The 21380-nt window shown below is 41.9% G+C and carries 19 protein-coding genes; 1 reads left to right on the forward strand and 18 read right to left on the reverse strand.

Going from position 1 to position 21380, the window contains the following annotated elements:
- Positions 1–27 precede the first annotated feature (27 nt).
- Positions 28–360: a tyrosine-type recombinase/integrase gene (locus NSTC745_RS21470; RefSeq protein WP_445632755.1), complete on the forward strand. Its 333-nt coding sequence runs from the start codon at positions 28–30 to the stop codon at positions 358–360.
- Between the two features lie 137 nt (positions 361–497).
- Here the strand turns inward: NSTC745_RS21470 and NSTC745_RS21475 are convergent, their stop codons facing one another.
- The 18 genes from NSTC745_RS21475 to NSTC745_RS21560 all read right to left on the reverse strand — a co-directional run bounded on the left by NSTC745_RS21475 (position 498) and on the right by NSTC745_RS21560 (position 21044).
- The gene (locus tag NSTC745_RS21475) at positions 498–1079 is read right to left on the reverse strand and encodes a hypothetical protein (RefSeq protein WP_445632756.1); all 582 of its coding nucleotides are present in this window, start codon (positions 1077–1079) and stop codon (positions 498–500) included.
- Positions 1080–1511: 432 nt separating this feature from the next.
- On the reverse strand, positions 1512–2969 hold the full coding sequence (locus tag NSTC745_RS21480; RefSeq protein WP_445632757.1) for an FAD-binding protein: 1458 nt from the start codon (positions 2967–2969) through the stop codon (positions 1512–1514).
- A 75-nt stretch (positions 2970–3044) separates the two neighbouring features.
- Positions 3045–4187, reverse strand: coding sequence for a Rieske 2Fe-2S domain-containing protein (locus tag NSTC745_RS21485; protein ID WP_445632758.1), 1143 nt, complete (start codon positions 4185–4187; stop codon positions 3045–3047).
- A gap of 41 nt (positions 4188–4228) precedes the next feature.
- Positions 4229–5593 (reverse strand): cytochrome P450, encoded by a 1365-nt coding sequence (locus NSTC745_RS21490; protein ID WP_445632759.1) that lies wholly within the window; start codon positions 5591–5593, stop codon positions 4229–4231.
- Positions 5594–5601: 8 nt separating this feature from the next.
- The gene (locus NSTC745_RS21495; protein WP_445632760.1) at positions 5602–6660 is read right to left on the reverse strand and encodes an SDR family oxidoreductase; all 1059 of its coding nucleotides are present in this window, start codon (positions 6658–6660) and stop codon (positions 5602–5604) included.
- Positions 6657–7553, reverse strand: a complete 897-nt coding sequence (locus NSTC745_RS21500) for an SAM-dependent methyltransferase (RefSeq protein WP_445632761.1) — start codon at positions 7551–7553, stop codon at positions 6657–6659. The genes NSTC745_RS21495 and NSTC745_RS21500 overlap by 4 nt, the downstream gene beginning before the upstream one ends.
- 55 nt (positions 7554–7608) lie before the next feature.
- The gene (locus tag NSTC745_RS21505) at positions 7609–8880 is read right to left on the reverse strand and encodes an NAD(P)/FAD-dependent oxidoreductase (RefSeq protein ID WP_445632762.1); all 1272 of its coding nucleotides are present in this window, start codon (positions 8878–8880) and stop codon (positions 7609–7611) included.
- A gap of 103 nt (positions 8881–8983) precedes the next feature.
- Positions 8984–10078, reverse strand: coding sequence for an NAD(P)/FAD-dependent oxidoreductase (locus tag NSTC745_RS21510; protein WP_445632763.1), 1095 nt, complete (start codon positions 10076–10078; stop codon positions 8984–8986).
- Positions 10079–10194: 116 nt separating this feature from the next.
- The gene (locus NSTC745_RS21515) at positions 10195–10683 is read right to left on the reverse strand and encodes an EXPERA domain-containing protein (protein ID WP_445632764.1); all 489 of its coding nucleotides are present in this window, start codon (positions 10681–10683) and stop codon (positions 10195–10197) included.
- 101 nt (positions 10684–10784) lie between these two features.
- Complete coding sequence (locus NSTC745_RS21520) at positions 10785–11864, reverse strand: Rieske 2Fe-2S domain-containing protein (protein ID WP_445638653.1); 1080 nt, start codon at positions 11862–11864, stop codon at positions 10785–10787.
- Entirely contained in the window at positions 11786–12403 is a 618-nt protein-coding gene (locus tag NSTC745_RS21525; RefSeq protein ID WP_445632765.1) for a hypothetical protein, read from the reverse strand. Before NSTC745_RS21525 ends, NSTC745_RS21520 begins: the two co-directional genes overlap by 79 nt.
- Before the next feature lie 65 nt (positions 12404–12468).
- Entirely contained in the window at positions 12469–13497 is a 1029-nt protein-coding gene (locus NSTC745_RS21530) for a Rieske 2Fe-2S domain-containing protein (protein ID WP_445632766.1), read from the reverse strand.
- A gap of 6 nt (positions 13498–13503) precedes the next feature.
- Positions 13504–14535: a Rieske 2Fe-2S domain-containing protein gene (locus tag NSTC745_RS21535; protein ID WP_445632767.1), complete on the reverse strand. Its 1032-nt coding sequence runs from the start codon at positions 14533–14535 to the stop codon at positions 13504–13506.
- Between the two features lie 6 nt (positions 14536–14541).
- On the reverse strand, positions 14542–15573 hold the full coding sequence (locus NSTC745_RS21540; RefSeq protein WP_445632768.1) for a Rieske 2Fe-2S domain-containing protein: 1032 nt from the start codon (positions 15571–15573) through the stop codon (positions 14542–14544).
- A gap of 238 nt (positions 15574–15811) precedes the next feature.
- Positions 15812–17794: a prenyltransferase/squalene oxidase repeat-containing protein gene (locus NSTC745_RS21545; protein ID WP_445632769.1), complete on the reverse strand. Its 1983-nt coding sequence runs from the start codon at positions 17792–17794 to the stop codon at positions 15812–15814.
- Positions 17795–17798: 4 nt separating this feature from the next.
- On the reverse strand, positions 17799–19172 hold the full coding sequence (locus NSTC745_RS21550) for an FAD-dependent oxidoreductase (RefSeq protein ID WP_445632770.1): 1374 nt from the start codon (positions 19170–19172) through the stop codon (positions 17799–17801).
- A gap of 256 nt (positions 19173–19428) precedes the next feature.
- Positions 19429–20538, reverse strand: coding sequence for a hypothetical protein (locus tag NSTC745_RS21555; protein WP_445632771.1), 1110 nt, complete (start codon positions 20536–20538; stop codon positions 19429–19431).
- Positions 20539–20750: 212 nt separating this feature from the next.
- Positions 20751–21044: a hypothetical protein gene (locus tag NSTC745_RS21560; protein ID WP_445632772.1), complete on the reverse strand. Its 294-nt coding sequence runs from the start codon at positions 21042–21044 to the stop codon at positions 20751–20753.
- Positions 21045–21380: the final 336 nt, after the last annotated feature.

Here is a 21380-nt window from a genome sequence, read left to right on the forward strand (position 1 = left end):
TAATGTAATAGTTGTGGTAGGTTGACGATGGGTAGGTCATACCGAGCATCGACAAATGGGCTGCAAAAAGCTGAGGCAGCATTCAAGCTTAAAGGTTGGACGCAAGAGTACTTAGCAGGAGGAGTAGGTTGCACTCGACAGACCGTAATCAAATTTTTTGATAGGCGACCTGTTGCAAAGCACTTATTCAAAGTCCCTATTCATGCTCATATGCTGCGGCATGGAACAGGTTATTATCTGCCGAATCGAGGTATTGATACCCGAACAATTCAGAGTTATTTGGGGCATAAAAATATTCAGCATACTGTTCGTTACACCGAACTTGCGTCTACCAAGTTTCAGGGGCTTTGGGATGATTAATGTAAAAAACCCTTGGCTAATTCTTGCCCATCTCCCCCGAAATTTTTCGCTCTCCTTTCTCCCAAGATCCCAAATGGGTTCTATAAACTTTGAGTTAGCATCTGTAGGTAAGGAGCAAAACAGGTTTTGAAGCCAGTTCAGGATACAGGCGATCGGGTAGATCTGAGTCTAAATAGAAGTTCTTTCATAGTCAATTTTCCATAAGTCCAAAGGGTGCGAACCAAATTTTTTAAATCTAAAGTACTAAAGAGAAAACCAGCGAGCCCAAAGGGAAGCATTAGAGAAATGGGTCCTCTGGCGTATTCTACTACCCAAGCTCGATCCTTGATACAGAGCCCCCGACTTTGAAATTTTTCTAGACGGTATTTATCTCCAGTGCGTCGAATCATACGCTCAAATGGTCTCTCCTCAGAGAAATACCAAACTTCTCCATCAATTACGAAACTATAGGTATCAGTAAAATGGCGTCCAGTATGCCCACTAGTACCAATAGAATTACCAAAAATCAAAACATATTCATTGAGAGAGGCATGTAGTACAGCTATAGAAAAAATAGAGCCTCCCGCACAATTCACGATCCAGTCAACTTTTGGAGCAATATGTCCTGGATATTTTTGTTCTAGTTCAGAGCGAACAGTTTCAAACATTTCATCATAAGGTAACCCAATACCTTTTTTAGCTATTTCATGTAAAATATCAGGATCGAATAGGTATGACATAGCTTTTTATTCGGTGAATTTTTGGGTCATAAAGTGCAATTGCGAATATTTTTCTACGATTCAGCCGATTTAGACTCGGTTAAAGCTATCCATCCTAGAATAAGACCAACTAACCACATGAGAAGACTGGTAAAAAAATATGCAGGACAACAACCACCAGGATCGCATCTCTTGTTTTTGATAAGGAATTAATGCTACTACAAGAATTGCAATGTCAACTCCTACTATATTCATGATATGCTGAATACGTAAAATCATGCATATGCAGTCCAACGTCAAGTCCATGAAATGAGCCGTGTCAACACAATATCCAACAAGATGTCCAATTGTCGCAATAGCGATCGAGAAAGTAGAAAAATTTAAAACTTTTTGATTGTTTATTTTTTTTAATCCTGCCGTAGCTATTTTTAGTGAATATAGCTTCTAAGATTTCTATAGAAAAATTCTCCGCAAGAAATCGTTCATAAAAATATTATCTGGATCGAGTTGAAGCTCAATCTTTATTTTGTTAAATTCAGCTATATTTTTTCCTATCTTACTTTTAATATGTTCGATAATTCCTGGAATATGCTCAATCTCTTTTGCCCAGTGTGGCAACGCGTTTGGAAGTTTTAACCACTCGGTGGCAACTTCAGAAGAAAATAATTCCCATTCTTTTCGATCTGCTCGACTGAGAATTTCAATAAAGCAGGTATGTCCCTCACCAAAGCCAGGTGAAAGCAAGCATTGGCTACTATTAATAAAACGTACATTCATTGTGACATTAAAAGGGTATTTTCTTTGTGCAGCATATTTATTGGTTGTATATATTACAATATTGATGGCTTTTTTGACATTTTCAAAATCAGAATCAACTTTAAAGGCAATCTCCACACATCCTAGTTTAGCGACTTCAATAGAACGTCTATAGTGAATAGCCTCTACAATATCAACTACATCATCCCTGACTGATGGAGTGAATTTGAACAGAAAATTACATACCCAGGGGGTCATTCGGGGAAAGTTATTAATCAGTCGTAGTAATTCTCTAAACACTCTTGAGCTTATTGCTGCCTCCAATTTATCCCATAAATTTTTTCTGGGTTTAGATGTTATTTTTAACTCTGTGCGATCCCAGGACTTAATCCAGATTTTATCACAAAAAGGCCACCAAAAAAGATCGCAATTTTCGTGGGCAAGAATTAGACATTTGATATTTTCAATTGTTTCTATTAATGGGGCACGTCGATCGATAGCTCTGACTCTGTAACTTTTTTGAACATAAAGCTTCATGCGATAAGTAATGCCAAACATACCCAGGTTTAGTTTTGCTGCATTCATTACTTCATCAGCATCAATTCCAGTTTCAAACACTTGCAACTGTCCAGAAGATGTAACAATTTCAATTGAGTGTATGAGGTCAGAAAGGGTAGAGTTATTCCATCCAGAACCGTGGCTACCTGTTGCAATTAATCCCCCAAATCGTACAGATTCTAGCACAACATTTAAGGGCAAGGCATATCCATGATGTTCTAATACATCATTGACTTCTCTAACTGTTGCGCCAGATTCTATCACAACTTTTGGTTTTTCCCGATCGGAGAAGTCCATCTCTACATGATTGAGTTTGTGGATATAAACTAAAATGTCATCCGTAGGAATTAATTGTGACCAAGAGTGACCTGTGGCAGCAACTCGAATTCTTTTTTTCGTATTCCGAGCAAATTTAACAATCTCAATTAATTCGTATACTTTCTCAGGATAAAAAGAAATTTCAGGACGACAAGAAGCTGTCTCTCCCCAGTTTTTCCACAGATAATTTTTACGATAAGGAATCTGATTTGGCAAGCTGATATCTGAAGTGATTTTTTCTGAGGCAATTTGGAGATGCGAATTACGAAATACCCTCATTAGTTTTTCTGGTGTAGTATAGCAATACAGTAAGTAAGAGAATATTTTAGAAGTGGGGGGCTATTGTCAGAAAAATTAGATTGGATCTTTAGCCTGAGCCTCAACCTGGGAAACAGCTTTTTTCTCGGATTTTGCTAAATGTTCTTCCCACTTCTGAATTGTGAGTTGCTGAAATAAGTGAATAGCTGGACTGAGTTCAATAATTGGAGCATCAAGATGAGTCTCGTAGCCAATTTGTTCTGCCTCAACAGCAACCCCATCCTGGCTGAGTAAAGGTTTAATCAGTAATGGATTGGCAATTTCCAGTACATAGTTCATCAACCATTGAGGAATCCGCAATGATGTAAAGGGAATAATGAGTGCATCAAAATAAAATAAGAAAAAGACTCGTGTTTTCCGCTCATTAATTGGCAAGACAAAGCACCAATGTTTAATCTTATTATCTGTATTAGACCATTGATATGGATATTCGTAGCAAAGTTTCATGGCATTAGTGTTGACTCGTTTGCGATCGACAAATAGACCAGAAATTTTGCCAGTTCCTACCTTAGTGTCATAGTCAACATAAACGCGATCGCCAATTTGCTCGCACCGAGTTAGCTTAGAATCGGTAAACGGACGATACTGCCGATGTAAATGTGCATGGGTAAAGTCACTCACATTGTCAATAATCATTGAATGGTGAGCATTCCAAGTAAAATCTAGGGGGACACATGCCCATCTATTGTTCCCTTCTAGTTCAGGGATATCAGGGATTTGTCGTTTTTCTGCCAGTGCTGGATTACCTGGAAAAATCCAGATAAGTCCATATCGAACTTGCACTGGATAGATGCGTAATTTGCATACTGGTATGGGTTTATTGAAAAGTTCATGGGGAATACGAGCCAATTCTCCCGCTTCGTTATAAGCCCATCCGTGATAATCGCAAACTAGATAATTCCCATCCACCTGCCCTAAAGAAAGCTGAAGATGGCGATGGGCGCAGCGATTCTCTAAAGCTCGTAGTTGTCCATCCTGTCCTCGGTAAAGAGCGATGGAAGCCTGCCAAAAAATCACCTCCATCACCTGTCCAGGTTTCAGCACACGGTCATACTCTACGGCATACCAATAATCTGGGTTCATGCCGGCCGATCGCGCTTTTTGCCGTCGATTTTTAGCTTGTTCAAAAGTTGGGGGTGTAGTGGCTACTGGCTTGTGTATTATAGCTCTGTATTTCATTGTTTACTATCCTCTGCATTGAACTGTCAAACATCTGTGATTTATTTGCGTTGATAACGAATCAGGCAAGGTTGTTTGGGGCCAATCACAAATGTGGAATAGTTAGGTTCATAGCTTTGAGAAACTAGCTCCAAATCAAAGTTTTGCAGTAATACACTCCAAATGACTTTAATTTGCTCATATGCAAAAGACTGTCCTATGCAGCGATGTCTTCCGCCTCCAAAACCAATCATGGTGTAGGCAGATTTGCGCTCTTCGGCGCGATCGGGGGCAAAGCGATCTGGATCGTATCGATCTGGATCGCGGAAGCACTCAGCTAATCGGTGAGAAACGGCAGGTGCAACCATAGCTAGTCCGCCTGCTGGGACATAGTAGCCGTTGTACTCAAAATCCCGTAAAATCTTTCGCATGAGCATGATTAAGGGTGGACGCAAACGTTCTGCCTCTTTAATCGCTCGTTCTAACACAACAAGTTGTTTTAATCGATCCAACGTGAAAGGCTTTCCAGCAGCGACTTCGCCAAGTACTGCGTGTTGTTCTTCGAGGATGGGCGGAAGAAATTGGGAATGCTGCAACAGGAGGATGCCAGTCCAAGCAGCTAGAACTGCACTAGTATGTTGACCAGCAAATAGGAGAGTAATAAGCAGTCCAGTGATATTATCATCAGTTAAGGCACTGCCATCTGAGTAGCTGGCATCCATCAAAGTTTGGAGAAAGTCTTCCCCTACAATGCCATTCCGTCTACGGTTAGCAATAATTTCCGAGATGAGTTGAACCATCCTTACCCTAGCGCGATCGCGACGCTGGAAGGAGGGCAAAGGCAAATATGGCTGGAAAAAGGCTAACAGGTTGATGCCACCTTCTAAGTCATGATAAAGGTGAGCAAACTCATTAGAAAGATTTTGCCGAAACTCTTGACCAATTAAGCATCGACTAGCAATGAAAATGGTTAATTCATTCAGAGCAGTTAACAAATCTACTTCACCAGACTGCCCCCAATTTTCTAAATAGGTATGGACTTCTTCTGCCATAAGCTGGGCATAGGCTTGCAACCGCTCTTCCCTCAGTGCCGGAAAAATAAACCCCAACTGTTCGCTCATGATTTCCGGCGTTGTATCATAGGCGATGCCTTGACCAAAAATGGGGATTGTGAAGCGATAGGCTTCTTTGGCGCTGAATTGGCTGTCAGGCGCGCGGAAAAATGCCTCATTTCCCTTGGGGCCAATCAAAACTGTAATTTGCGATCCGGCTAACAGAAAGGAAAAAATCTCACCAAATTGGGCTTGCCCCCTTTGCAATACGCCAACAGGATCTCGATGAAATTCGAGAGCATGTCCCAAATAGGGCAAACCACCATGCAAAATCGGGGGTATTTTGGGGCTGATATCAGCCTTGGTACTTACCATGTCAACTGTCACCTCTGGATTTCGCTATAGGTTTCCTTAGTTTGGGGCGATCGCACCACGGGTGTTACAGTTTGGATTATACCGCGTTGCCCAAAATGGTCATAGGCTGCTTGAATTGCTTGTCGAATGCTGGTGGGTTGATATCCCAGTTCATTATTTGCTTTTTGACAGTCTGCTTTGCGGTACATTTGCAAAATTCTGACTGCACCAGAGGTAAAGCGGCGTGGCATCTGCGGAAACAAACGCGGTAAAATTGCATCAGCAGTACTGGCGATCGCTGCCATCAGAAGACTAGGGATTCGCAAGCGGGGACGAGACTTTCCAGTAATCTCTTCAAAAATATTCATTAACTCATCTACTGTGAGAAATTGCGTGCTGAAAATGTACTTTTGTCCGGGTCGTCCTTTGTCCATTGCCAGGATGTGTCCTTGCACAATGTCTCTGGTGGACACGAACTCAAAACCGCCAGGAACATAAGCGGGTAGTTTACCGTTGGCAAAATCAACCAAGGTTCTACCCATGCGGGAAGGCTTGAAGTCATTTGGCCCTAAGATGGCGCAAGAGACTGCAATCACCACATTCAGTCCATCAGCAAAAGCTTTGAGACACTCATGCTCAACAAAACTTTTGCTGAACTCATAGGGCAAATGATTCCCAAACGGATTAAAGGGAACGTTTTCATCACTGGGTTGGGAAAGATTATGCCCGACTGCGCTGAAGGAACCGGTCACAACGACTTTAGACACGCCAGCTGCTAAAGCTGCTTGCAAGAGATTGCGCGTACCAATCACATTGCAGTCGTAAATTTCCTGTCTGAGTTGGGGGAGTCCATCTAATATGGAAACATTGGCGGCACAGTGATAGATGCGATCGCACCCCTGCACAGCTGCATTCATCGCAGGGCGGTCGCGTAAATCGCCATAAACCCGCTCCACATTCAATCCATCAACGGCCGTGTTATTACTGCCTTGTCTTAAGAGCACACGCACAGAATGCCCATCTTCCAGCAAGCGCCGTACAAGGTTGGCACCTAAATGACCACTAGCTCCCGTTATCAAAGTAGTCATACACCCTCGTGTAGTTGAACAGGTTTATGTGCTTGCCAACGTCCAAGAATAAATGTGCCTGATTTTACCCCATCCAGCAAGGCGTAGCCCCCCTTCGTTAACATTTTCAACGTAGATGGCAGTAGCCAAGGAATCAAACCACGAATATTTTGGGCGATCGTGGTATCCATCAATTCCCAGTTACGTAAAATATTGCCATGATTTTCGATATTCTCCGCTACTTCAACCGTTAAACCCACAGATATCAAACATTTTATTAAATCACTAAGTGAGATAATATTTGGGACTGCATGATAACGACAAATTGGCTCAATGTATTTAGTCTTCTGCTCGGTTGTTAAGTTCTCAGCCGTAAACCAGTCGATACCAACAAATACTCCACCTGGACGCAAAACACGGGCGCATTCTTGATAAAAATTTGCTTTATCAGGCATATGACAGCCAGCTTCAAAAATATAAACTGCATCAAATGAGTCGTTTTCAAAAGGCATATGCATTGCATCGGCTAAAACAAGCTCGATCTTGTCAGAAAGTCCATGCTCTTCAACTAGCTGATTGGCGATTTCAAGTTGTTGTGCATTAATATTAACGCCCGTAATATGTGCGCCTGAGTATATTGCAATATTGATAGCTGGTCCTGCAACACCACAACCAACATCAAGAATCTTCATGTCTGAGCGAAATTGACCTGAATTGGCAATGAATCGCTCTGTATTAGTTAGTGCATCCTTAAGAGATTCTGAGCCGGAAAAGATTGCAAAATGAAAAGATTCACCCCAATGTTGTCGATAAGAGTCTGTCACAAGATCAAAATAAGTTCCAACCATTTCCTGGTATTTTTTAGCTCGCTGAATAGGATCTTGTACGACTGTTTGAAAATCTGATTTTTTCATAGTGACTGAATATTCCAGAATGATAGATTAACCTTACACAGCGCTAAGGCTTACTCTATGCAGCATTAGGTCTTAATAGTTGTCGCCCAACTTCTAATACCAGTGGCAATACGATTTGTGGTTGTAGGAAATAACTCTTGGGTTGTGCGCCCGTCATCACCTTACCCCATTCAGCCAAAAACTCACTACCACGACGACGAGTCAGTGCTGCACAAGCATCTAAGAAAAAAGGGTAACGCTTGTAAACGTCAGTAAATCTGGTACTCCATTGAAAATCCCAACCAAATGATTTCATCCAACGGCTGTGATATCGCCTCAAAAAGCTTTCGCTTAGATCCCCAATCGCAAATGCTTCTACTAAAGTATCTGCGGCAATTTTGGCAGCATCCATAGCAAATTGAATTCCTTCGCCAGTTAAAGGATCGATTTGTCCAGCAGCGTCCCCCACAATTAATAGATGATCTGCGTAACTTTTTGAAATGCCACCTAACCGGAGCGGAGCGCCCATCATTTTGCCAATTTGAGCATTAGAACCGAGTGCTTTACTCACATAGGGATCTTTTGTGATTACCTCATGATGCATCTTGCCTAAATCAGTTAGCTTGACCCGTCCGCCAGGGATAATGTAGCAGCAGAAACTCAATTCATCGCTTGTTTCTCGGAAAATTGAGCAATATCCAGGAAGCAGCGATGGCGGATAAAAGACTACTCCATCATGAAGAAACGTGGATGTTCCTGGTTTAATGTAAGCCCGACTACAGACACCATTTGGATTTGTGTTAACCAAACCCAGGGAACGTGCTAGTTTAGAAGTCGCCCCATCGGCAGCTACAAGCACCCGTGCTTGGTAAGATGTCGTTACGCGATCGCTTTTGCACGTAATAGTCCAATATTTGTTGGTTTCAGAGAACGATGTCTCAACAACTGGCGATCGCTCCACAAGTTTAGCTCCTGCCCGTGCAGCTGCTCTTGCTATTTTTTCATCCAAGATGACTCGCTTAATTGCCATAACCAGTGGCATAGGCATATGTTGAGCAGAGTTACCAATAAAACTGATTCCTTTGGGACTCACGAAGCCACCATTTTTTGCCCAGTGTCCTTTGTTTTCTGCCAATATTTCTTGAAATACCCCCATTTCTTGGAGGTGGAGGATTGCACGAGAGCAAACAGCATCTCCACAAATTTTGTCACGGGGAAATGTTTCTTTTTCTAGTAACAAAACATTCTTACCCTGACGAGCTAGATAGTAAGCACAAGTTGCACCTCCAGGACCACCGCCAACAATGCAAACATCATAAACTAGACCAGCATCCGAGATTTCTAACATAATAAATTGCTCAGAAAATTTTACAAGCTTATTTATTCGTTCCTGGAATATTTTTCTAGCTCATGCCCTAATCTAAAATTATTTTTAAAATCAATTGAATCAATTAAACCCCTGCAATCACCCAGAGAAGAGTCTGTTGAACAGATTTAAGCGAACCAAACCGCAACGCTAAATCTAAAATCGGAGTTTTAGCAGCTTGTAAAAACCAATTTCCGGCTCTTAAACGAGGTGCGATTTTTTTTTGAATCAATTGGGTATAAGGTGCAAGTTTCTGAAAAGAGGGTTCGGTTCCTCGATCCAAAACAGACCCCATAAACTCTCCAGCTAACAAGCCGCTAGCAAGGGCTGTGTGAATTCCTTCTGCTGTAGCTGGATCTACTAAATTTCCAGCTTCTCCAGCGACTAAAACCCCCGCCTGCACTAGGGCTGTTGGTTTATGGGTAACGGCAATAGGATGTCCCATTAAATAACCAATTTGGCTGGCGTGCCGCATTCGTTTCCCTAGACGTTCCTCTATAAATTGTTGAAATCTTTGCCGAGCATTGAGGTCGCCATAGGCGGCATCATAACAAATACCAATGTTGACTCGATTTTGGCTTTCTGGAAAAACCCAACCATAGTAAGGTTTTACCATTGGGTCAAAGTAAATTTCTAAGGCATCACCAATGCTGTCTACACCTTCGTACCAACCCATCAAGGAGCGGAGGGTATTACCAGGACGTTTTGCTGAGGCTAATTTGCTAGTACCACCATTGCAAACGATCGCTGCATCAACTTCTAGGTTGCCCTGGTTGGTTTTGATGCCAATTAAGCGTCCATTTTCCCGGATAAGTTCTTCAACGCGGGTATCTTCGATCAGTTGTGCGCCTCGATGTGCGGCTTCGTGGGCCAGGATGGTGTCAAGCTGCGATCGCACCAAAACGGCTGCTTCATAGTGACTTCGCAGTTCTACCGCAGTTCCACCCACACCACCAATAATTCCTGCTCGAATTGGATATGCCGCTTTTCTGACTGTATTCCCAATTCCCATGCGATCGAGTAGTTCCAAAGTCCACGGAGAGAGTCCACTGCCACAGACTTTACGTCGGGGAAAAGTAGCTTTGTCTAATAATAAAACTTCGATGTTAGAAAATTTCTTGAGATTGATTGCTGCCGCACAACCAGCCGGACCTGCTCCAATTACCGCCACTCGTTTCATGATTCAGCCTCGTTTTCAAAGCGTTTATCTCCCCAACGGACAAGTCTAATTGTTTTCATGTAGTTCAGCCTTCCCTAAATTTTGCTCTGATTAACATAGCTTGCTATCAATTTTTTCTAGCGAGCAAAGGGCAATGGATGCCGTAACCGATATCCCAAAAGTAGGGGTATCAAAATATAAGGAACATTAAACATTAAGAACTTCGGGAAATCCTTCGGTGAAGAAGAACTTAATAATTCGATTCCTATCAATAAAACCATTGAGTAAGTAATAGATGATATATAGAGTAATGCCGGAATCCGAATCCAATTTGCACCCTGAATGAGTGCATAGTTCAAACAAATATAGAATGGGCCAAAGATAAATGTATCAATGATGGTTTGCATCTGGAGAGACGGTGGATTGCCCAAGGTGAGTGGATCGATGGCTGAACCATACCAGTACAATGCTTTGACCAAGAAATTTGGACTGTCTGCGCTGAGGGGAATTTTGAAAGCGCTAATAGAACTTATGCAAAAGGAAGAACAGGCAAAAAAGCTAAAACAGCCAATAAAGAACCAATCTTGAGGACGTTGCTGTAAAGGAATGTTTTCTAACTGTTTCATAATTCGCAGAGATGAGGATGATATTACACGTTGCCTTTAATTTATGATTAAAAATTGAACAGATTGAATTATGGATATTAAAGTTTGCAAAAGCAAAAGTTTTAATGCGCCCCTATAGTCTTGGCTACAGTTTTAGGAGCGGAGGATTTTAGAGATTGATTACTATAAAACTGTTTTGCCCAGCGCCGATAAGACGGAATAGGCCCATCACCATTGCTCAGGAGCGGTTGACTCTGATAAATCTTGTTTTCCCAAATGGGGATATCCTGTTCCAGGTTGTAGCTGATTTCTGTCATGCTTTTGTGCCGTAGCAAATGAGTAATTACCGGATGGATGATCTGTTTGGTGCTAACTAAAATATGGACATCTACGATTTCTCCATCAATCGGAGTCAAGAAAAAGAGGGCAAGGCTATGAAACTCAATCAATGCTTTGATCCGGGTGTAACTAATCTGACAACCTAAGCCATAGGAACTAATTTCAACTACCCCTGTTGCATCGATTCCCCATTTACTTGCGATCGCCAGTCGATAATTTGGGCGCAAGTGATGAGTGAGAACTGTACCATTAATCTCCAGTTTGCTGTCTGCAACGGCCTTAAAAGATTGTCCATGCAACCACAGCATATGTGCAGTATCCAGGGCGTTTTCTGCCATATCTTGAGGGTGGGTGCGGATCTGCCAGGAACGTCTCAGAAATGGAGTCCAATTCTGCTGATTCCATTGAGGCCAAGTTGGTATTTCCCCGGTGGGTGGTTCTTGCTGGGAGTGATAGTAAACCAGGATTAAACCATTTGCTTCATGGACTGGGTAAGAGTGGAGTTGCGGGTTGGGATGTTGTTTTTCACTGTAAGGGACTGACAAACAATGGACAGTTTGACTAAATCTCCAACTATGAAACGGACGAACGATCGCATCCCCTTCAACCCGGCATCCATATCCTAAATAGGCATCAAATACTTGTGCTGTACCATTTTCAGTTCGCAAGAGAACGAGATCCTTGCCAAAGTAATGCAGAGGTTTGACACTACCATTGTGTAGTTCATTACTGTACGCCACCCGAAACCAGCCATTGGGGTAGGGGGAAAAGGGAAAACGACCTGTCATAATGTCTCCCGGTTGGTGGGACGAGAATGATGTATGTTTGATGAGGTTTTCTGCGATCGCCATCGATTCCACCACTGCTGCCAAAATAATTTGCCGTAAATCTTAAAGGTGCGATCGACCGTTCTCAAATCCAAGGTACTGAAAATAGAATCCGCTAAACCAAAGGGTAACATCGTGGGAATTGGGCCTCTGGCATATTCCAAAACCCAGGCACGATCCTTGATGCATAAGCCTTCGCTCTTGAACTTGGGTAAGAAATAGCGATCGCCAGCTTGTCGAATAACTCGCTCATAAGGACGATCTTCGCCAAAATACCAGAGTTCACCATCGATGACAAAATCAAATATCTCCGTGCAATGTCGTCCAGTGTGCCCCATAGTGCTAATTGCTGAACCAAAGATCAGCAGGTATTCATTCAGAGAAGCATGGAACACACAAATTCCATACATACACCCCCCTGCATTATTCAAGCTCCATTCAATCTTAGGGCTAATTTTGCCGGGATAGCGATCTTCTAGTTTGGTTCTCAGTGACTCAAACATCTGATCGTAGGGTAATCCAATGCTAGTCTGGGCAATGTTATGTAGAACATCTGGTTCAAAAACGTATGGCATAGGTTTATCAACACCATCCGCTGATAAATTCAAAAAAGGGGAAGCAGGGGTTCATATTTCCTTACCTAATTATGTTTGCTTGTGCTGGACAGGTTTCTACTAAAAGAATTACTTCCCTCTAACTCTTCTGAATAAAACTGGCGAGTCCAATATCGATATTGCCCCAGCAAACTATCACCTTCGCACAGCAAAGGTCGATCTCGATAAATTTTGTTCTCCAAAACAGGTATTTCCTCTTTGAAATTAATATCTATTTCTGCTATGCCTTTTAATTGCAGAGCTTTGGTGATGGGTGGAAACAAGGTTTTTTTGATACTTAATTGAACATGAACATCCAAATATTCTTCATCAATTGGTGTCAGGCAATATACAGCAATTCCATCAAATTGAGTGATAATGTTTAGTTGGGAGTAACTCACTTGACAGCCCAGACCGTACCAGGTCGTTAACAGGGAACCTTCTGTGTCAAAGCCTAGCTTTTCTAATAAAGGCAATTTATATTTAGGCAGAGTACTAAGGCTCAAAATAGGGCCTTTTACCTCAGATCTCACTGCTTTAACGACAGAAAATGTATGTTGATGCAAGAACGATAGATGGACGATATCCATAGGATTTTCGGCCATTTCTTGAGGATGGGAGCGGATCTTCCAACTACGTCGCATAAAACCACTCCATTCCTGTGGATTCCAGTTAGGCAGTTCCGGTATTTCCCAACTGGGGGCTTCTCTCAATGCGTGATGGTACATCCAAATCAAGCCATTTTTCTCAGAAACTGGCCAAGCCCGAATTTGTGCTTTTTCAGGTATTTTGCTGGCGTAGGGAATGTCGGTGCAATTACCTTGGGAGTTGAAAGCCCAACCATGAAAGGGACAACGGATGAGGTTGCCTTCTACTTTTCCTCCATATCCCAGATGAGTTCCCAAATGGGGACAGTAGGCATCCCACATACGTGCGATGCCGTCTTCTGTGCGGAAAAGTACAAGGTTTTTACCAAAATAGTGCAAAGGTATAACTTTTTTCTTTGGCAGTTCATCGCTGTAGGCAACGCGAAACCATCCATTGGGAAATGCTGGCAAAGGAAAGCGAGCTTTCATATTCTTTTACCTGGTTAATTTTTCTGACTCTAGACGAGATTCTTTTGAGAATCCGTTTGCTTCTAAATCTTCTGAGTAGAATTGGCGAACCCATTGTCGGTATTGAATAATTCCATTGTCCCAGTCGCACAGTACAGGATGCGAAAAGTAAACTTTATTTTCCATAATTGGAATTTCCTGTTTCAAGTTCGCAATAACTTGTGCATTAAGCTTCATTTGAATAGCTTTTGTTATTAGTGGTATAAAAAATTTCTTGACGCTTACAAGCACTTGAACGTCAAGATATTCACCATCAATTGGTGTGAGCAAGAATAGGGCAATTCCATCCAATTCGGTGATAATTTTTAACCGAGAGTAGCTGAGTTGGCCACCCAAGCCTAAAAAGACACACGATAGTTCCCCTGCCGATTCAATACCTACTTTGCCAAATAATGGGAAGCGATATTTAGCGAAGAGATCGCAACTCGAAACTTGCCTGCTGAAGTCGGAACCCCTTTCTTGGCAATCAACAAATATATCCTGATGTAAAAACAGCGAATGAGCTGGATCTAGCAGGTTAGCACCCATTTCTTGAGGGTGGGAGCGGATCTTCCAAGCACTTCGACTGAAAGCAGACCACTCCTGTGGGTTCCAGTAAGGCAGTTCTGGTATTTCCCAACTGGGGGCTTCTCTCAATGCGTGATGGTACACCCAAATCAAGCCATTTTTCTCAGAAACTGGCCAAGCCCGAATTTGTGCTTTTTCAGGTATTTTGCCAGCATAGGGAATCTCTGTGCAACTGCCTTGGGAGTTGAAAGCCCAACCATGAAAGGGACAACGGATGAGGTTGCCTTCTACTTTTCCTCCATATCCCAGATGAGTTCCCAAATGGGGACAGTAGGCATCCCACATACGTGCGATGCCGTCTTCTGTACGAAAAAGTACAAGGTTTTTACCAAAATAGTGCAAGGGTATAACTTTTTTCTTTGGCAGTTCATCACTGTAGGCAACGCGAAACCATCCATTGGGAAATACTGGGAAAGGAAAGCGAGGTTCCATGTTCTTTTACCTGGTTGATGTTTCTGGCAATTTATGAATTGCTTCTGATAAATCGCTTACTACTAATTCTTCTGAGTAGAACTGGCGAACCCATTGACGATATTGTTGAATTAGACTTTCTTCTTCACACAGTACAGGAACGGACGGATATGCTTTATTTTCCAAAATGGGAATATCCTCTGTGATATTGGTCTTGATAGAGGCGATCGCTTTCTTTTGTAAAGCTTTTGTTGCTAGTGGATTTAAGAATTTTTTGACACTGACTAGAACGCGTACATCAAGATACTCTTCATCAATAGGTGTGAGAAAAAACAGTGCGATTACATTCCATTCAGTTATCGTTTTTAAACGAGAGTAATTAATTTGGTAGCCTAAACCATAGCAAGTAGTTTTGAGATAACCTTCTGTTTCAAAACCTAGCTTTTCTAGTAGAGGCAGGTGATATTGAGGTTGGGTACGAAGTCCAAAAAGATGCTCATTTATTTCACAATTTACTTCTTTAATTCCACAAAAAGTTTTTTTATGTAATAAGAATAAATGGGCAATGTCCATGTTTTGCTCAACCATCTCTTGTGGGTGAGTACGGATCTTCCATTGCAACTGCCCGAAATCAGTCCATTCCTGAGCATTCCAGTAAGGCAGTTCTGGTATTTCCCAACTGGGGGCTTCTCTCAGTGCGTGATGATACACCCAAATCAACCCATTTTTCTCAGAAACTGGCCAAGCGGGAATTTGTGCTTTTTCAGGTATTTTGCTGGCATAGGGAATGTCGGTGCAACTGCCTTGGGAGTTGAAAGCCCAACCGTGAAATGGACAGCGGATAAGATCGCCTTCCACCTTTCCTCCATATCCTAGATGGGTTCCCAAGTGGGGGCAGTATGCGTCCCATACGTGTGCTATACCGTCTTCTGTACGAAAAAGTATAAGGTTTTTGCCAAAATAGTATATTGGAATTACTTTTTTTAGTGGCAGTTCATTGCTGTAAGCGACACGAAACCATCCATTGGGAAATGCTGAGAAAGGAAAGCGATATTGCATATTAAGCTAATCGATATTTTATCTGCATAATGTAAAATAGTACAATTTCACAAGTCATCGATATTGAAAACTTCAAAAAAATACAATAAATAAATAGAAAATTAAAAGTATTTTAAGAGGATGTTTTACAATTAAAAAAAGTGAAGAAATTATGTAAGTTATCGAACTATAACTAACTGCTGATTAACGAACGGTAAGTAAGCTTTTATTACCTTAGATGCATCTTAATAAGCTGTTATCAAATGAATCGTTTTAACCGATACGATTCATATAAACCCAGTGCCCATATAGGAAAGTAACTACGATATAAGGTGTAGTCAAGTAATGCTGTATGGAAAAAGACTCCGGCTGGATCTTGTTTTGCCCATCCGCCACTGTCCAGTTGATGGTTCATCAAAAATGCTGCTCCTTGGGCGATCGCTTCCCAATAGGGCGCGTCGGCTTGCAACAACGCTATTAACGCCCAGGCAGTATGAATTACCTGGCTTTGAGTATGCTCAACGTAGCGATTGGATAAACATCCAGTAAAGTGTTCACCCCAACCTCCATCCTCTCGTTGTTTGTCGATCAGCCATGTACACGCTTTCTTAATTGCAGGTTCTTGCGGTGTTGCTCCCGCAGCCAGTAAACCATGAATGCCAAACAGTGTACCATAAATAAAATTAACGCCCCAAAAACCAGCCCAAGAACCATCAGTTTGTTGCTGTTTTCGTAGCCAGCGATCGGCTTGATGTATGCCCAAAGTTACTTCATCTGTCAGCAAATTGGGATAAGTCTGTTGAAATTTATGCAGTGCTGCAATACAAGAAGCTGTGCATTCAATATAGGAATGTTCTGTCATAGAATTGGCAAACATTTCTGCTGGATTCATCCACTCCAAGGTTGAACTAATTTTGCGCCGCTCATAGCTGCCAAATCCCCCATCTGTGTTCTGGCAACGCAATAAAAACTGCACTGCATTCTGTGCATTTTTTTGAGACATCGCAGGTACATTAATAATCCCTATGAGCGCTTCTGCTGTGCAATCACTTACAGGCCACCCATGCCAAACACCTGCAAAGCAAAAACCACCTTTGGGATCGATGCGGTGAAAGCGTGCAAAATCCGGGAACGATGTTTGAATCTGCTGAGTGACCATAAACGCTTGGGCTTGAGCCAAATTATCTGCCACACCTATATGAGGACTGGCAGCCTGCAAAGCCTGGATAGCAAAGCCTGTATCCCAAGTGCTACTGCGTGCCCCGGTAATTCGTAATCCCGCCTCTTCATCTTGCCAGAGCCACCCTTCAAATGCATCCATTGCTTTTTGTAAGTCGGTATCCTGGGGATTATGCAACCACAAGGCAATGATATTCAACAACCCACTCACCGGAGAAATACTTGTGTAGCTGCTGGTGCGTAACTCAAACTTGATTGCCGGAATCAAGTCAGCAAGGGCAGTTTGTCTTAAGGATGAAGAATGCCACCGCTCATAGAGTCCTGTTAGTTGATAGATCGACTTCAGCACTAGACTGGGCGGACTATAAGTTTCTTCTTCACGTAGCGCACAGCGTGCAGTTCGGAAATTTACCGAGGTGTAGCCTTGTGGATAGAGTTCTTGCCGTAAAGCTTGTACAAGAGGTGTTAATGATAATTGCAACTTACGCCCATAGATGTAAGCCATTGCCAGATAAATCAAACGAGTATGGCAATAGAAGTTGCTGGGATGGATGGGCAACCATTGGGGGAGTTTCCAGACTTCGGGTAAAACGGGATTCACTCCTTGCCAGTCATAAAGATTTAACATAGCCAACCAGAATTTGCCCCAACTGGGAATTTCTAAGACACCTCCTTGTCGTTGGATAAATTTATGGGCTGGGACAAGGAGAGGATCGTCGGGTTGAATATCGAGAATCCGGGCAGCAACGTAAACTAGGGTTGTGACAAACAAATAAGGTTCCGAATACTGATGTAATCCCCAAGCTCCGGAGGGTAGGCGAGTGGTTGCAAATTGGCGCAAAATGGCATCTCTGCGTTCTGCGCTGATAGGAGTTTGGGTAATGTGGCACATGAGGACATATTGAGCCACAAGCATCGGACACCATACGACTTCTCCTTCCCACGACCCATCAGCTTGTTGCAGGCTAATAAGAGCATTAACTGCTTGTTGTAAGTTATGGCTTGCATTCCAGTTGTTGATAGAATCTCCAATAGAGAAGCGATCGCCTGCATTGCTATTCACAAAATCACCTCTGCTTTCGATGTTTAACTTTGTAGAAATTACTTCTTTTATTATTGTTTTTAGTTATCCAATAAATCTCTAACAATTTTCTACCGCGCAACAAGGCAAGCATAATTGGCATATATAACCATTGGCTAAAAGATACCAAACTCCGAACAATCTGTACCCATTTTTGCTGTCGCACATTATTTTGAACCACTTCAGCCATTGCTAAAAAAACTCCTTTAAGAAAAGAGCGGCTAAAGGATAACAAGTTTGTTTCTCGAACCGATAATAGTTTCATTGTGCGACGGCACTCCATAGGATTTTCCCGCCACAGGCGATAAATAGCATGTCTCAAAGCGACAGCACTTTCATCTTGTTTTGTGAAGACCTCATAGAGCATAGTAGCAAGCAATTCTGGTACATAGGTGCGAAACGTTCGCTCTTGCTGATAATTTTCAAATCGCTGACTTCTTACCAAACAATCGCTATCTAGAAAACCAACCGTCATACCCGTTGCAGTAATAGGGTGAAAATATCCGGTTGCATCTCCTACTAGCGCTAACCCATCTCTACCATATTGGATTCGCGAACAAAACTGATTGGCAGTCCAAGCGACTTCATCATGGCTTAATGCATCTTGAAATGCAACTTGTAATGCTTTAGGAATAAATGAGTTGTAGGTCTTCCATAACGTGGCAGAGTCTCTGGAAAAACAGCGCGGCACATCTAGACAAACCCGCACCAACCTTGCACCAACCCGATACATCAAGATCGGTCCTACACCTCCCAAAATTATATGCCCAAAGCCTTCAAATGGAAGTTCTACATCTTCTAACAAGATCCCCGCCATGAAAGAAATAGGAATGCTCTGGTTAGGAATGCCTAAAATTTTACGGGTACTTGATGCTCGACCATCTGCCCCTACAATAACCTTGACCAAGGCAGTATGAGTAAGGCTATGGTTACGTTGTTCAAATGTAATGTGTTGCCCATCAATCTTAATCACTTTTGTATCACACAAAAATTGAATATTGGTATAAGATGCAACAGCTTCTCGTAAAATCGCAAGAAGAGTATTATGCTCACAACTCAGTCCAACTTCACCATCTGGATAATACAGCTGAATGGGAGTTGTCCCATCTTCTGGAAATACAACAAATCCTTTCCCAGATGGATAGGTGATTTGTTTGATATCTAAATCTATACTTAACCGCCGTAAAATTTGGACACCAGGAGGGTGGAGCCATTCACCTGCTAACTGTTTCACCCCCTGGGAGTGGGCTTCCAGCAATAATACCTTAGCCCCTTGTTGAGCATAGGTCATAGCTGTTACACAACCCACTGGACCGGCACCAATAACAGCAACATCAGGTGAGCTATGCAAAAGTTTCATAGAATCTTTGATGCCTCTCGGCAGCAAATATTAGGATTAGTCCTCAGTGATGCAGAAAATTTTTCTGAGTCTTAAGGAACACTAATTTTAGAATATGGCGAAATATGCAAAATTTTTCTTCGCTAATAAAAATGTTTACCATATTTACATATATTGACTATAAAAAGCCTCAAATTGGCAAAATAGCTATCTCAATAACGATCGTTTTGTGGCGTTGATTTCAGCAGTTTTCTGTACTACTTAGTGAAGAAATTTTTCAGTACACAAATGGAATCATCCGAAACCGGACTTTGGTGCAGTATGCATTCCATAAATTGCCATACTTTGCTTGACAGCGTTGTTCATCTCGCCAAGCTCGATGAGGAAGTAGCAAGCACAACCAAAGCGGCAAAAGATAGGGAATAAGTGAGTAAGTACCAGTTGTGAAAGCAAACCCAAAGTAAACAAGAATCTCACCAGTATAGTTGAGTTTTCGCCCAATCCCCCACCATCCTGATATCAACAATTTACCACCTAATGTCTTGGCAGGTTTTCCCCAGATGATAGTGTTGGCATTTTTCTTGAATCGATGTTTTTGGGTATTGGCTCCCCGAAAAATTACTAGCCCTAGTAAATATAGTGAACAAATACCAATAACGCTTCCAATTGGCATTGGATCTATGATATTAATTAAATACCAACCTGCGATGCTGTAGAAAAACGGAACCAGTACCCAATCTCCCCACACCAACATAAATCCAAATTTCTCGGCAATGATGTCCCAGGTTGAGAGCATGAACTCCTCATTGCAGTAATGAGTGAAGAGATATAGCCACCAAAATACCTGAAATGCCCACATCTGGATTGAAATTTGCCCATAACTTTCATACTGCACGTAGGCAAAAGATGAATTGAGTAATCCTAAGCCAATTAGGGAAGGTTGGTAGGCAAACATTTTCAGATCAACATTTAGCCAAGTGGGGTTGAGTTCAACTCCAAACCACAAGTCTGACAGTAGCATTTTCCATCTTGGCGATGAAACTAATTCTTGCGATCGCTTTCCAGATAAATACAATAAACCTGTGACTAGAAAAGAAATTACATTAGCCACAACAAAAAGTGACCAAAAGTAATCATGTAAAGGAGCTAAAGAAAGATGAAAGTAAGCTGTTCCTAAGACCACAGTCATCATGGTAACTATAAAAAGAAGTAAGCCATTGAGTTTATATCGTTTTTCTATACCTGTACCATCCAACTGAATAAACCCTGGAACGATTTTGCCCGGTAGTAAGAGGCTCCCTAAAAACAAAAATGCTAAAAACCCTATGACTATTATTCCTGCAAACATCAAATTGATAGTTGTAACTGGAAGTACTAAATGATCCATATGCAAAAATCACTTTTTTCCGGCTCTTGCAGGGTTATAGAGATCGATAAACCTGCCAAGTGTGAGAGTCTTATCAATCAAGCCTTCTAGCTCAGTCTTTTGAATGTTATTAACTGGCTTTTACATTCACAGAATTTAATTGCTCAAGCAGAGCGATAACATCATTACAGCTCAGTTTTTCTTGACCATTAGCTAGAATTAGAATATCAATTTTACCACGTGCCAAAGCCAAGGGAATGAGGAAGTAAGCTGGAATTTGGCATATATCCAGATTGCCCAATCGACCCATTGCTGTTGCTTAGAGTTGGGCAAAGTCTTGGTGAAGCAATCTGCCAGGAAACGGGTCTTTGTGCCTGTTGAACCACTTGCTGATAGCCTTGCAAGTTTACCAACAGTAACGAAATAACCGTAGAGACAGCTTGGCGTTGGGGATGGAAACGAGTACTGGAAGGGAGCAAGTTTTTGAGGTGCGATCGCCTACCCCTCCCGTTCAACCAGTACTCCATCCACAATCACAACACCCCACTGGGGATATTTCGCTAGTAAGTAGAGGGATCTAAAAAAATATAAGATGTTTTCAGGCAAGAAAAGTAATTAAGGATAAAAATGCCTGCAAAGCATGTTCATTAGCTTAAATAAAGATGTACATTAACTAATTATCTGTCCAATTAACAAAATATTGTCACAAAATAGATAAATAGCTCAAAGCATGTCTTAACAGGGGGTATGGCAGGTTTTTAATTATCCCAATTTTCACAACATTATTTTGGCTGCCTTAACAAATTAGATGTCCAATTCCTGAAAATTCACAATTTAACTGTCACTTCACAGAAACAGAAAAA

The sequence above is a fragment of the Nostoc sp. DSM 114161 genome (assembly GCF_052692665.1).

Coding starts and splice junctions, on each gene's coding strand:
- NSTC745_RS21510 (WP_445632763.1), bottom strand. CDS start 10,078: ATGAAACGAGTGGCGGTAATTGGAGCAGGTCCGGCTGGTTGTGCGGCA.
- NSTC745_RS21475 (WP_445632756.1), bottom strand. CDS start 1,079: ATGTCATACCTATTCGATCCTGATATTTTACATGAAATAGCTAAAAAA.
- NSTC745_RS21500 (WP_445632761.1), bottom strand. CDS start 7,553: ATGAAAAAATCAGATTTTCAAACAGTCGTACAAGATCCTATTCAGCGA.
- NSTC745_RS21505 (WP_445632762.1), bottom strand. CDS start 8,880: ATGTTAGAAATCTCGGATGCTGGTCTAGTTTATGATGTTTGCATTGTT.
- NSTC745_RS21470 (WP_445632755.1), top strand. CDS start 28: ATGGGTAGGTCATACCGAGCATCGACAAATGGGCTGCAAAAAGCTGAG.
- NSTC745_RS21535 (WP_445632767.1), bottom strand. CDS start 14,535: ATGGAACCTCGCTTTCCTTTCCCAGTATTTCCCAATGGATGGTTTCGC.
- NSTC745_RS21555 (WP_445632771.1), bottom strand. CDS start 20,538: ATGGATCATTTAGTACTTCCAGTTACAACTATCAATTTGATGTTTGCA.
- NSTC745_RS21530 (WP_445632766.1), bottom strand. CDS start 13,497: ATGAAAGCTCGCTTTCCTTTGCCAGCATTTCCCAATGGATGGTTTCGC.
- NSTC745_RS21495 (WP_445632760.1), bottom strand. CDS start 6,660: ATGACTACTTTGATAACGGGAGCTAGTGGTCATTTAGGTGCCAACCTT.
- NSTC745_RS21525 (WP_445632765.1), bottom strand. CDS start 12,403: ATGCCATACGTTTTTGAACCAGATGTTCTACATAACATTGCCCAGACT.
- NSTC745_RS21560 (WP_445632772.1), bottom strand. CDS start 21,044: ATGGAGTACTGGTTGAACGGGAGGGGTAGGCGATCGCACCTCAAAAAC.
- NSTC745_RS21550 (WP_445632770.1), bottom strand. CDS start 19,172: ATGAAACTTTTGCATAGCTCACCTGATGTTGCTGTTATTGGTGCCGGT.
- NSTC745_RS21485 (WP_445632758.1), bottom strand. CDS start 4,187: ATGAAATACAGAGCTATAATACACAAGCCAGTAGCCACTACACCCCCA.
- NSTC745_RS21540 (WP_445632768.1), bottom strand. CDS start 15,573: ATGCAATATCGCTTTCCTTTCTCAGCATTTCCCAATGGATGGTTTCGT.
- NSTC745_RS21490 (WP_445632759.1), bottom strand. CDS start 5,593: ATGGTAAGTACCAAGGCTGATATCAGCCCCAAAATACCCCCGATTTTG.
- NSTC745_RS21515 (WP_445632764.1), bottom strand. CDS start 10,683: ATGAAACAGTTAGAAAACATTCCTTTACAGCAACGTCCTCAAGATTGG.
- NSTC745_RS21480 (WP_445632757.1), bottom strand. CDS start 2,969: ATGAGGGTATTTCGTAATTCGCATCTCCAAATTGCCTCAGAAAAAATC.